At 45.9% G+C, this 13,214-nt stretch carries 11 protein-coding genes and 1 riboswitch; all 11 genes read left to right on the top strand.

Annotated features, from left to right (window positions below):
- The first annotated feature begins 363 nt into the window (after positions 1–363).
- Positions 364–538: riboswitch (cobalamin riboswitch) on the top strand.
- Between the two features lie 161 nt (positions 539–699).
- The 11 genes from ACTNDQ_RS00315 (at position 700) to ACTNDQ_RS00265 (ending at position 12,944) form a co-directional block, all read left to right on the top strand.
- A complete protein-coding gene (locus tag ACTNDQ_RS00315; RefSeq protein ID WP_441063171.1) occupies positions 700–1,998 on the top strand; it encodes a sirohydrochlorin cobaltochelatase in 1,299 nt (432 codons plus the stop codon).
- A 121-nt stretch (positions 1,999–2,119) separates the two neighbouring features.
- Positions 2,120–3,019 carry a hypothetical protein gene (locus tag ACTNDQ_RS00310; protein ID WP_441063169.1) on the top strand — a complete coding sequence of 300 codons (900 nt, stop codon included), beginning with the start codon at positions 2,120–2,122 and terminating at the stop codon, positions 3,017–3,019.
- Entirely contained in the window at positions 3,016–4,161 is a 1,146-nt protein-coding gene (locus tag ACTNDQ_RS00305) for an ABC transporter substrate-binding protein (protein ID WP_278795355.1), read from the top strand. The genes ACTNDQ_RS00310 and ACTNDQ_RS00305 overlap by 4 nt, the downstream gene beginning before the upstream one ends.
- A gap of 97 nt (positions 4,162–4,258) precedes the next feature.
- On the top strand, positions 4,259–5,278 hold the full coding sequence (locus ACTNDQ_RS00300; protein ID WP_278795356.1) for a FecCD family ABC transporter permease: 1,020 nt from the start codon (positions 4,259–4,261) through the stop codon (positions 5,276–5,278).
- Positions 5,279–5,281: 3 nt separating this feature from the next.
- Positions 5,282–6,385 (top strand): ABC transporter ATP-binding protein, encoded by a 1,104-nt coding sequence (locus ACTNDQ_RS00295; RefSeq protein WP_059086806.1) that lies wholly within the window; start codon positions 5,282–5,284, stop codon positions 6,383–6,385.
- 246 nt (positions 6,386–6,631) lie between these two features.
- A complete protein-coding gene (locus ACTNDQ_RS00290) occupies positions 6,632–8,350 on the top strand; it encodes a DUF1002 domain-containing protein (RefSeq protein WP_441063166.1) in 1,719 nt (572 codons plus the stop codon).
- A 232-nt stretch (positions 8,351–8,582) separates the two neighbouring features.
- Complete coding sequence (locus ACTNDQ_RS00285) at positions 8,583–9,785, top strand: class I SAM-dependent rRNA methyltransferase (RefSeq protein WP_015525970.1); 1,203 nt, start codon at positions 8,583–8,585, stop codon at positions 9,783–9,785.
- 73 nt (positions 9,786–9,858) lie between these two features.
- A complete protein-coding gene (locus tag ACTNDQ_RS00280; RefSeq protein WP_015525969.1) occupies positions 9,859–10,272 on the top strand; it encodes a hypothetical protein in 414 nt (137 codons plus the stop codon).
- A gap of 1 nt (position 10,273) precedes the next feature.
- Entirely contained in the window at positions 10,274–11,122 is an 849-nt protein-coding gene (locus ACTNDQ_RS00275; protein ID WP_320810411.1) for a DUF5685 family protein, read from the top strand.
- The gene (locus ACTNDQ_RS00270; protein WP_173776127.1) at positions 11,116–11,763 is read left to right on the top strand and encodes a J domain-containing protein; all 648 of its coding nucleotides are present in this window, start codon (positions 11,116–11,118) and stop codon (positions 11,761–11,763) included. The genes ACTNDQ_RS00275 and ACTNDQ_RS00270 overlap by 7 nt, the downstream gene beginning before the upstream one ends.
- A gap of 194 nt (positions 11,764–11,957) precedes the next feature.
- The gene (locus tag ACTNDQ_RS00265) at positions 11,958–12,944 is read left to right on the top strand and encodes a diaminopimelate dehydrogenase (RefSeq protein ID WP_044961542.1); all 987 of its coding nucleotides are present in this window, start codon (positions 11,958–11,960) and stop codon (positions 12,942–12,944) included.
- The last annotated feature ends 270 nt before the right edge of the window (positions 12,945–13,214 follow it).

Here is a 13,214-nt window from a genome sequence, read left to right as displayed (position 1 = left end):
AGCAAGTAGCAAAGCGGATTGCGAATATCCGCTTGACTAGATAAACTGCAAAGCAGGTTATCTGTTATGAGCAAGTAGCAAAGCGGATTGCGAATATCCGGTGTAAGACAGTCCTTTTCTGATATCAGGGTGATGACAGAAAGGGGCTGTTTTTTATGCAGGATGTGCATGAAGATTGGAGAAAGTATTCTGATAATAACTGACAGATGCAGGGAGAAAACCGGTTACTGTTCACTGGTAATATTTCGCGAGGTGTTTTTTGCGAGCGAAGATCACAGAAAACCGTGAATCGTCTGACATCAATCTTGACAAATTTGTGAGTTTGTGGTAAAAGTTAAATAACCAGATAAAAGAAAATATGTGCAAATGTTATAATGATAAGGTTGCATCCAGTCGGATGTGCAAAAGAGAATCCGGTGAGAATCCGGAACGATACCGTCACTGTGAAAGGGGAGCTGCTTTTATAACCACTGGGAGACCGGGAAGGGAAAGCAGCGTGGAACCAAGTCAGGAGAACTGCCTTATTGTGAGATCCAGGGATTCGCGGTTTACGAATCGGTATTCTCCATAACAATACAGAACTTCTTTTTATGTATTTGTATTGCGCAGAGAATCATGTGTGAGCAGGCAGCCGCAGAGAGCTGCTGTTTTTTGTGCATATCAGTATTCTGGAAATACATGAAAAGAGGACAATGAGAAATGAAAAGAAAAACAATGTTAGCTCTGATGCTCGCAGTTTCCATGACATGCTCTATGGGTGCGGCTACAACAGCAATGGCAGCAGAGGATTCTGCTACAGAAGAGAACGCTGAGGCAGCTGATACCACAGAGGCTTCTGATGCAGATCAGGAAGCAGCAGATAATGTAGCAGCTCTGATCGACAAGATCTATGTACAGGAAAGAAACGACACAACAGATGAGGACTGCAAGGCAGCCAAAGAAGCATGGGATGCTCTGACAGATGCTCAGAAAGAGCTGGTAGAGGGTGAGAATGCAGATCCGGATTATTTCGGACGTGACACAGGAGATGCTTCCAAGGACGATCCGCGTAACCAGGATGAGATCGGTGAGAATGAGCTTCTTGTTGTAAGCTTTGGTACTTCCTTCAATGACAGCCGTGCAGAGGATGTCAAGGGAATCGAGGATGCTCTTGCAGAAGCTTATCCGGACTGGTCTGTAAGAAGAGCATTTACAGCACAGATCATCATCAACCATGTAGAGGCAAGAGATGATGAAGTGATCGATAATATGCAGCAGGCTCTTGACCGTGCAGTAGAGAATGGTGTTAAGAATCTGGTTGTACAGCCTACCCATCTGATGCATGGTGCTGAGTACGATGAGATGACAGATGCAATCAATGGCTATAAAGATAAATTCGAGTCTGTAGCTATCGCAGAGCCAATGCTCGGTGAGGTTGGAGACGATGCAACTGTGATCAATGATGACAAGAAAGCCGTTGCTCAGGCGATCACAGATGAGGCTTGCAAAGAGGCCGGCTTTGACAGCATGGATGCAGCAGCTGAGGCTGGCACAGCATTCGTATTCATGGGACATGGAACATCCCATACAGCTAACATTACATATGATCAGATGCAGACACAGATGGAAAACCTTGGATTCAAGAACGCATTCATCGGTACTGTAGAGGGTGAGCCGGAAGATACAGCCTGCGACAAGGTTATCGAGAAGGTAAAAGAAGCAGGATACAAGAACGTTGTTCTTCGTCCGCTGATGGTTGTTGCCGGAGACCATGCAAATAACGATATGGCCGGTGATGATGAGGATTCCTGGAAGAGCCAGTTTGTAGCATCCGGAAACTTCGATAAGGTTGACTGCCAGATCGAGGGTCTTGGAAGGATCGAAGCAGTTGAGAAGCTTTATGTAGAGCATACAAAGGCAGCCATCGATTCTCTGGGAAGCACTGAGGAGTCCGCAGATTCTGATGCAGCAGCAGATACAGATACAGAGGCTGATTCTGCTGAGGAGTCCGCAGAATAATAAATATAAAAATATCTGAGTGAGTTCAGATACCTATAAGAAATCAATGTAACTGCCCGGAAAGATCAGGAAGACTGTTTTCCGGGCAGATTGCTGTATCTATGGAAGGGAGAAGATTATCATGAAAAAACGCTATGTAAACTTAATTTTTGCAATGGCAAGTGCATCAGTCCTGGTGCTGGGCTCTGTGCCTGCGATGGCAAAAACAGATGAAACAAAAACAGAGTCCGGTGAGGAAGCAGAAGCTTCCGAAGAAAAGGATACAGATGCAGCCAAAGCAGATACCCTGGAAGATGGCGTTTATACAGCAGAGTTTGATACAGACAGCAGCATGTTTCATGTAAATGAGGCCAATGACAAAAAAGGAGAGCTCACGGTCAAAGATGGTAAAATGACCATCCACGTAAGTCTGGTTTCCAAGAAGATCGTTAACCTGTTTGCGGGAACTGCCGAGGATGCCCAGAAGGACGGAGCAGAGATCATTGAACCGACCACAGATACAGTGAAGTACAGCGATGGTTATACAGAGGAGGTTTACGGATTTGATATCCCGGTACCGGCCATTGGTGAGGAATTTAACGTGGCGATCCTGGGAGAAAAAGGCAAATGGTACGACCATAAAGTCAGCGTAAAGAATCCTGTAAAAACCTCTGACGACAAAAAATCCGAAGGGAAAAAACCGGAAGAGCTGAAGCTGGAGGACGGAACCTATGAGACGGATGTAACCCTTACAGGCGGATCAGGAAGAGCATCTGTAGAATCTCCAGCTAAAGTAGAGATCAAGGACAAAGAAGCTACGGCAACCATCATCTGGAGCAGTCCGAATTATGATTACATGATCGTGGACGGCGAAAAATATGAGCCGGTGAACAAAGACGGAAACTCCACATTTGAGATCCCGGTCACAGTCTTTGACGCAGAAATGGAAGTGACTGCAGATACTGTAGCCATGAGTACTCCTCACGAGATTGAGTATACCCTGAATTTTGATTCTTCAAGCATGAAAAAGGAAGAAAAATGAAAAAAATAATTTCATACATATTTCTGACGCTGACCCTGATCCTGGGGTGTGCTTTTGCAGTGCAGGCAGCAGAGACAGAACATAAGCCTGCGGATATTCCAGGCCTTACCTTTGACCACAGTATGGAGCTTTCCTACGCAAAGGAATTTAATGTGGATTACTACAACGATGGCTATGCGCTGCTCACCATTGATCAGGAAGGACAGTTTCTTGTAGTTCCCGAAGGCAGGAAAGCACCGGAGGGGCTGGATCCTGACATTGCGGTTCTGCAGCAGCCCATAAACAATATCTATCTGGTAGCAACCTCGGCCATGGATCTTTTCCGCGCTATCGACGGGATTGACAGCATCAAGCTTTCCGGAACCAAGGAAGACGGATGGTATATCCAGGAAGCAAAGGACGCCATGGAACAGAAAAAGATGATCTATGCCGGCAAGTACAGTGCTCCGGATTACGAGCTGATCCTGAACGAGGGCTGTGACCTTGCCATTGAATCCACCATGATCCATCACAATCCGGAGGTACAGGAGAAACTGGAGCAGTTCGGGATTCCTGTAATGGTAGAGCGTTCCAGCTATGAGAGTCATCCTCTTGGAAGGACCGAGTGGATGAAGCTTTACGCAGTTCTTCTGGGAAAAGAAGATGTAGCAGAAAAGGTTTTCAAAGAGCAGACGGACAAGCTGGATAAGGTTCTCACAGCAGATAAAACAGATAAGACCGTGGCGTTCTTTTATATCAACTCCGTAGGTGCGGTAAATATAAGAAAAAGCGGCGACTATGTTTCAGAAATGATCTCTCTTGCAGGGGGAAATTATGTTCCGGAGGATACGGGAGTAAATGACAATGCTCTTTCCACCATGAATATGCAGATGGAAGAGTTTTATGCCAAGGCGAAGGATGCAGACTATATCATCTATAACAGTACGATTGACGGGGAACTTAAGACCATTGATGAGCTTCTTTCCAAAAGTAAGCTTCTTGCAGATTTCAAGGCAGTGAAGAACGGAAATGTCTGGTGCACAGGCAAAAATCTCTTCCAGGAAACTACCGGACTTGGAACCATGATCGAGGATATCCACACCATGCTGACTACAGACGATGATTCTCTGGATGAGCTGACCTATATGCATAAACTGAAATAAATTCCAGTGTTCGCTTTAACTCCTTTGCCGGTTTCCACCTGTGAGCAGGAAACGAAAGGACAGGATAACAAAACAGAAGAGGAGTGTACCAGAAAAAATGAATGACAGAAAACGCGCAGTCCGATACGGGATCTCTTTTGTGATCCTTGCGGTACTTTTGATCTTTTTATTTATATGGAATGTAAATTCCGGAAGTATCCACCTCTCTGTGAGGGAAATCCTGAATATCATATTCCGGCATCAGGGAGATGAAACTTCTTATAATATCGTCTGGGAGATCCGTCTTCCCAGGATACTGGCAGTGATCATCCTTGGCGGAGCACTTTCTGTTTCCGGATTTTTGCTGCAGACCTTTTTTAACAACCCTATCGCGGGACCCTTTGTACTGGGGATCTCTTCCGGTGCCAAGCTGATCGTGGCGCTTCTGATGATCTTTTTTTTAAGCAGATCGGTGTCCATCGGTTCCGGTGCCATGATCCTGGCTGCTTTTGCAGGCTCAATGATCTCCATGGGCTTTGTGCTCCTTGTGGCAAAAAAAGTCCACAACATGTCCATGCTGGTCATCAGTGGTGTTATGATCGGCTATATCTGTTCGGCCATCACAGACTTTGTGGTGACCTTTGCAGATGATTCCAACATAGTCAATCTTCACAACTGGTCACTGGGTAGCTTTTCCGGTATGACCTGGGGAAATGTGCAGACTATGGCTGTTGTGGTACTTCTTACTATGGTGATCGTATTTTTTATGTCAAAACCGATCAGCGCCTATCAGCTGGGGGAGACTTACGCGCAGAATATGGGAGTTAATATCAAGGCTTTCCGGATACTTCTGATCCTGCTTTCCAGTATTCTTTCTGCCTGTGTGACCGCTTTTGCAGGGCCGATCTCCTTCGTGGGGATCGCTGTGCCTCATATTGCAAAAAGTCTCCTGAAGACTGCAAAACCCCTGCTTGTGATCCCGGCCTGTTTTCTGGGCGGTGCAGTGTTCTGCCTGTTCTGTGACCTGATCGCAAGAACTGTATTTGCACCGACGGAGCTGAGCATCAGTTCTGTGACAGCAGTTTTCGGAGCACCGGTAGTTATCTATATCATGATTCGCAGACAGCAGAGGATATAAACGATGAAATCATATTTTTTTTATACAGATCAGCTGACCGTAGGCTATGATGGAAAACCGCTGATCAAAGAGATCAATATTCAGCTGAATAAAGGAGAGATACTGACACTGATCGGTCCCAACGGTGCCGGAAAATCTACTATTTTGAAGAGTATCACAAGACAGCTTTCCCTGATCAGCGGAACGGTATATCTGGAACAGGAACAGATGAGCCGGATGACCAACAGGGAAGTGTCAAAAAAACTGGCTGTAGTACTTACCGAGCGCATGCGACCGGAGCTTATGACCTGTGAGGATGTGGTATCCACCGGACGATATCCCTATACCGGAACTCTCGGGATCCTTTCCGCAGAGGACAAGGAAAAAGTTAAAAGTGCCATGGAGATGGTTCACGCCTGGGATCTGAAGGATCGGGATTTTACAGCCATCAGTGACGGACAGAGACAGCGTATCCTTCTGGCACGCGCCATCTGCCAGGAACCGGAGATCATTATCCTGGATGAACCGACCTCCTTCCTGGATATCCGGCATAAGCTGGAGCTTCTTGCCATTTTGAAGAAGATGGTATTGGAAAAACAGATGACGGTGATCATGTCCCTTCATGAGCTGGATCTTGCCCAGAAGATTTCTGACCAGGTGATCTGTGTTCATGGAGATCACATTGAGAAATATGGTGCACCGGAGGAAATCTTTACTTCCGATTATATTCGGAAGCTTTATGGCATCACCCGTGGAAGCTATAATGCAGAATTCGGCTGCGTGGAAATGGAACCTCCGGCCGGAAAACCGGAGGTGTTTGTGATCGGAGGAAATGGAAGTGGAATTCCGGTATATCGGAAGCTGCAGCGACAGGGGATTCCTTTTGTGACCGGAGTTCTCCATACCAATGATGCAGATTATCAGGTGGCAAAAGAACTGGCTGCAAAAGTGATCACGGAGAAGCCTTTTGAATGCATTTCGGAGTCTGCCTTTGAAGAAGCACTGGAGTTCATGGGAAAATGTGAAAAAGTGTACTGTCCGCTGAAGGATTTTGGTATCATGAATGAAAAAAACAGGGAATTGTTGAAAAAAGCAAAAGAAACCGGAAAATTAAACCAGATCAGATAAGTTCTCTGGGAAAATGAGAAAAGCAATAAAACGCTGTCAGAAATGAGTGATATAATTTCCGGCAGCGTTTTTTATATAATATAAATTACAAATATTTCAGCAGCTGTGTTATAATATGACAAGAACGACAGATCGTGAAGCGCTCGCATTCGTGGAGATGTAAGTAACGAAGAGGAATGTCCGCTTTACACCGCAAAAGTTAAGCAGATACAATCGATCCGAAAAAAATATATGGAGGGAAGATCAATGAAAAAAAGAAACATGATCGCAGCTCTGCTCTGCAGTGCATGCCTTGTGGCAGGAAGTGTAAATCCCGTATTTGCAGATGCATCGAAGGTAGTAACACTTGGAGCAGATCTTACGGATGCCCAGAAGCAGACAATGATGAAATATTTTAATGTAAGTTCCGATCAGGTGCAGGTGATGACCATTACAAATGAGGATGAGCATAAACACCTGGATAATATCGCACCACAGTCCCAGATCGGTTCCAGAACTTTGAGCTGTGCCTATGTGAAGCCTACACAGTCCGGCGGGATCAAGGTCCGCACAGCAAATCTGAACTGGGTGACAGGTAATATGATCGCAACGACACTTTCCACATCCGGTGTGAAGAACTGTGAAGTAGTTGCTGCCTGCCCGATGGAAGTATCTGGAACAGGTGCACTTACCGGTATCCAGATGGCATATGAGAAGGCCAGTGGAGAGAAGCTGGATGAGACCAAGACGAAGCTTGCCAACCAGGAGATCGTAACCACCGGTGAGCTTGCAGATAAGGTTGGTAAAAATGAGGCGACAACAGTTGTAAACCAGTCCAAGATGGATGTGATCCAGAACGGAGTACAGAATGCAGATGAGATCCAGAATATTGTCATCAATGTGGCTGAGCAGAACAATATTTCCGTAAGCCAGGATGATATTGACAGGATCGTGTCTCTTCTGGAGCAGATCTCACAGCAGGATTACAATTATGATGATGTGAAGGAAACACTGGAGCAGGTAGATGCCAATACCACAGGCCAGACCTCTTCCTCTGATGATACGCTGGATGGCGAGAGCAGTGATGAAACCGTAGATGTGGATGCAGATTCTTCTGATGATATCGTCAACAATGTAAATGACAGCATTCTTGGTGACGATGTGATCCAGAGCTCCACAGAGGATCCGGGTCTTGAGGAAGAAACAGGAGCAGATTCTCAGGATACAAGCAATGAGACCGGAATCCCGGATGCTACCGACGACGGAACCTATAGCAATGAGGAAAGCTCGGACGAAAGTACCTCCGACGAGAGTAGTACAGACGAAAGTGCATCCGACGAGAGCAGTACAGACGAAAGTGCTTCTGACGAGAACAGCACAGAGGATAGTGCATCTGATGAGAGCAGCACAGATGAAAGTGCTTCTGACGAGGCTGCATCCGATGAGACCGGAATCCCGGAGGCAACAGAAGATACAGAATCTTCAGAAAGTACAGAGGGCTCAGACCAGGCAGACAGTGCAGAAAACGATACTTCTGTGCTCAGCGAAGAAGCAAAGAACAATTATGACAAATTTGTCCTCTTTGTAAAAGGCGAGTATGAGGGAGATGCAGATTCCCTTCTCGCTGCAACGGAGGATACAGAGGCAGTGGCAACGGTAACACTGGATGAGCAGACAGCGAAGAGTGTGGCAGAAACTGTTGAGAAGGATTATTATGATATCCTGAAGGATGGTACAGAATCTTATGAGGCAGATGGTACAGAAAAATATCAGAGTACAGAGCTGAATATGATGGATCAGAAGCTGAAGAAGCTGTTCAGTATTGACAGTTCCCAGGAGGACACAGAGGCCACAGACGTGACAGCAGCTATTCTTGCAGATGTTCCCCAGGAAGATAAGCAGACACTTTATAAAGAAACCATGAAATATCTGGCAGGTCTTTACGGCGAGAACACGGACTCTTCTGAGGAATCCGCAGCAGAATAAAAGATTTACAGAAAAAGAGATAAAAAATACCGCAGCAGAGAAAACAACCTCTGCTGCGGTATTTTTTGTCGTGCCGGAAAGATATCATGAAAATTTTGTGATTTACGACAAGGATTTGTGTAAGCACTGGAAAAATGGATTTTTCTGTGATAAAATTGACCGTAAATCGGTTTTGTGGACTCATACATCGCAAACCGTGACAGGGAAACGAGAAAGGGAAAAGGTAGAATTTATGAGCCTGGCAGTAGTAACATTAAAAAAAGGCGAAGGCAGATTCCTGAAATCAGGAGGCCTCTGGGTATATGACAATGAGATCGCAAGCATCATGGGAAGTTTTGTGAACGGAGATATCGTTCTGGTCCGGGACTTTGACGGATATCCGATGGGAAGAGGATTTATCAACACCAATTCCAAGATCACAGTCCGTATGCTTACCAGAGATGAGCGTACAGAGATCAGTCCGGAATTTTTGAAACAACGTGTCCGCGACGCATGGGAGTATCGTAAGAAGGTAGTAGATACCGGAAGCTGCCGTGTGATCTTCGGAGAAGCAGACTTTCTTCCGGGTCTTGTTGTGGATAAGTTTTCAGATGTGCTTGTTGTACAGTCTCTTGCACTGGGAATCGACCGTCTTAAAGAAACGATCATAGATGCACTGAAGGAAGTTCTTGCTGAGGATGGGATCCGGATCCGTGGAGTCTATGAGCGGAGTGATGCAAAGGTACGTCGCCAGGAAGGAATGGAACTTACCAAGGGATTTATCGGAGAAGAATTTCCGACACTTGTTCAGATTGAAGAGAACGGTGTGAAATATGAAGTAGATATCAGGGACGGGCAGAAGACCGGATTTTTCCTGGATCAGAAATATAACCGTCTTGCTATCCAGAAGCTCTGCAAGGGGGCGAAGGTTCTGGACTGCTTTACACATACCGGCTCTTTTGCCCTGAATGCGGGAATTGCAGGGGCACAGAGTGTTCTCGGTGTGGATGCGTCGGAAACTGCAGTCCTGCAGGCAAGACGAAACGCCAGTCTGAACGGCCTGGACGGAACAGTGAAATTCCTCTGTGAGGATGTTTTTGAGCTTCTTCCCGAGCTTGAGGAGAAGGGAGAGAAATTTGATGTTGTGGTACTGGATCCTCCGGCATTTACGAAATCCAGAAGCTCTGTAAAAAATGCCATCAAGGGATACCGTGAGATCAATCTCCGTGCAATGCGTCTTGTAAAGGACGGCGGATTTCTCGCAACCTGTTCCTGCTCTCATTTTATGACGTATGAGCTGTTTACACAGACCATCGGTCAGGCAGCGAAGAATGTCCATAAGAGACTGCGCCAGGTAGAGTACCGTACACAGGCACCGGATCATCCGATCCTCTGGTCAGCAGATGAGTCCTATTATCTGAAATTCTACATTTTCCAGGTATGCAATGACCGTTAGGAACTGCCATCCGGATTTTTTACGGAAATTTTTGGGCAGTGCCGTCTGGCAGTGAAAAGGAGATGCAGATCATATGAGAGACAAATTCAATAAATTTATGCAGGGACGTTATGGAGTGGATGATCTTTCCAGGTTCACCATGGGAGTCGCACTGGTTCTGATCATTCTGGCAATGTTTGCCAATATATTCAGCAGAACTGTCGGCAGCACCCTTGACATTCTCGGGGTCGCAGCGATCGTATATGCATATATACGTATTTTTTCCAGAAATATCCAGCAGCGTTATGCCGAAAATCAGAAATTCCTTCAGATGACGTCAAAGTTCCGTTTTCGCTTTAATAAAGAAAAGGATCTGATGAAGCAGAGAAAGACCCATCACATCTACAGCTGTCCGGGCTGCGGACAGAAGATACGTATTCCAAAGGGAAAGGGCAAGATTGAGATCGAATGTCCGAAATGCCACACAAAATTCGTAAAAAGGAGCTGACATGTTCGGATATGTGACCGTTAATAAACCGGAAATAAAATTCAAGGATTTTGATGTGTACCGTTCTTTTTACTGCGGTCTTTGCAGAGAATTGCGGGAGAGATACGGGATACCGGGACAGATCTCACTGACTTATGATATGACATTTGTGGTCCTTCTTTTAAGCGGCCTTTATGAGCCGCCAACGAAGAAGGGAACCTCCAGGTGTGTGGTCCATCCGCTGAAGCCCCAGCCAGTGCGCAAAAATACAGTAACTGAGTACTGTGCGGATATGAATGTGATCCTTACCTATTACAAATGTATGGATGACTGGCAGGATGAACACAAACCACTGCGCTATGCATATGCAGGAATTCTGAAGAATTGCGGAAATATGCATATGTCCGCTTATCCGGAGAAGATCGAAAGGATCCGAAACGCGCTGGAGGAGCTTTCTTCCCTGGAAAAACAGGGGGAAACCGATGTGGACCGTGTAGCCGGGTGTTCCGGACGTATCATGGAAGAGATTCTGGCTTTCCGTAAGGATGTCTGGGAATCGTCCCTGCGCCGTCTGGGATTTTATCTCGGAAAATTTATCTACATCCTGGATGCTTATGACGATGTGGAAAAAGATGCAGAAAACGGAAATTACAATCCTTTCCTTGAAAAATATAAGATAGAAGGGTTCGAGGAAGAGGTACGTCGGCTTCTTATGATGATGCTTGCAGAATGCTGCAGAGAATTTGAAAAGCTGCCGATCCTCCGATACGGAGATATCCTTCGAAATATTTTATATTCCGGCGTCTGGTGCCGTTTTGCGGCGATCGGACAGAAGCGCAGGGAAGAACGGGAGAAAGAGAAAAAATGTTAGATCCATACAGCGTGCTGGGAGTTCCCAGAAACGCATCTGATGATGAAATAAAAAAGGCATACCGGAAGCTGAGCCGAAAGTATCACCCGGATGCCAATATCAATAATCCGAATAAGGATCAGGCCGAAGAAAAATTCAAAGAAGTGCAGCAGGCTTACGAGCAGATCATGAAAGAGCGTGAGTACGGAAGCAGTTCCCGGAATGGCTATGGCGGTTACGGAAATTACGGTGGTTTTGGAAATTACGGAAATGCCGGTTCCAGTGCCTATCAGGATGAGGAAAGTATGCGCAGAAGGGCGGCCGCCAATTATGTGCAGAGCGGTCATTTTCAGGAAGCTATGAATGTACTGGATTCTCTTGGTCAGAAAAATGGAGAATGGTATTACCTGGCTGCTATGGCAAATATGGGAATGGGAAATAATGTAACAGCTCTGGATCAGATCCGTGAAGCAGTCCGTCAGGAACCGGATAATATGCAGTACCGTATGCTGCTCCAGAGAATGGAAGGCGGTGGCGGCTGGTATCAGCAGCGGCAGGATCCCTTTGGGGGAATGCCGACTGCAGAAGGGGATATGTGTGATGCCTGCTGCAGGACCATGGCCTGTTTCATGTGCTGGCCGGGCGGCTTTTTCTGCTGCTGATGCAGGAAAAAGGTCTGTCATCGATGTCCTGAAACTGAGATCGGGGATATCATAAGGCAGCATATCCATATGTTTGTAAGGCGGATCCTGCAGATCCGTTTTGCGATATAGATCGCAGAGGGATTTTTCTGACAGAAATTCACAATGCTGTCCGGAAAATGTCATACTGCAGAGAAAAAGAGGAGGAAATCGTTATGAGTATAAGAATTGGTATTTTAGGTTACGGAAACCTGGGACGCGGCGTGGAGTGCGCCATCAAGCATAATCCGGATACAGAGCTGGTTGCAGTATTTACCAGACGTGATCCGGAGACTGTAAAGATCCTTACAGAGACCGCAAAGGTTTATTCTGTAAAAGATGCGGAGAAGCTGAAGGATGAGATCGATGTCCTGATCATCTGTGGAGGAAGTGCTACAGATCTTCCTGTTCAGACACCGGAGTATGTAAAATATTTCAATGTTGTGGACAGCTTTGATACACATAAGAAAATCCCGGAGCATTTTGCAAATGTTGACAAGGCAGCAGCAGAGAGTGGACATGTAGGAATCATTTCCGTAGGCTGGGATCCAGGAATGTTTTCTCTGAACCGTATGTATGCAAATGCGATTCTTACAAATGGAAACGACTACACATTCTGGGGCAAGGGTGTCAGCCAGGGACATTCTGATGCAGTCCGCCGCATCAAAGGCGTAAAGGATGCAAAGCAGTACACCATTCCGGTAGAAGCTGCACTTGAGGCAGTAAGAAACGGAGAAAATCCGGAGCTTACCACACGCCAGAAACATACAAGAGAGTGCTTCGTAGTTGCTGAGGAGGGTGCTGATCTTGCACGCATCGAGGAAGAGATCAAGACCATGCCGAACTACTTTGACGAGTATGATACAACGGTACATTTCATTTCCCAGGAAGAGCTGAATCGAGACCACAGCGGTATCCCACACGGCGGTTTTGTGATCCGCAGCGGAAAAACAGGCTGGAACAATGAGAACAGCCATGTGATCGAGTACAGCCTGAAGCTGGATTCCAATCCTGAGTTCACATCTTCTGTGATCGTTGCCTATGCAAGAGCTGCATACCGCATGAACCAGGAAGGACAGAAGGGCTGCAAGACCGTATTTGATGTTGCACCTGCATATTTAAGTGCCCTTGACGGAGCAGAGCTTCGCAAAAAATTTCTGTAAGGATCTGTAACAGATCTGTAACAGACAGGAGCAAAACTGCATAAAGGATCATATCCCCGGAGCATCGGTGAATATTTCTGATGTTTCGGGGCTTTTTTCTGCATAAAATCAACATTGGTAATACCTGGATGATGTTTTTTCTGAAAGAAAAGGAAAGAGTTGACGGACCGTAAAGAATGTTATATAATATGGACGTAAAATTGTAACAAAATTGTAACGTTTACGATCAGCCGGACTTAAGAAATAGTAAATATCAATGATCTATCTATC

This window comes from Blautia massiliensis (ex Liu et al. 2021), from assembly GCF_052064225.1.
In the GTDB taxonomy this organism is placed as follows: Bacteria; Bacillota; Clostridia; order Lachnospirales; family Lachnospiraceae; genus Blautia_A; species Blautia_A fusiformis.
The sequence above is the reverse complement of the archived record's forward strand: the minus strand, read 5'-3'. Positions and strand labels throughout refer to the sequence as shown.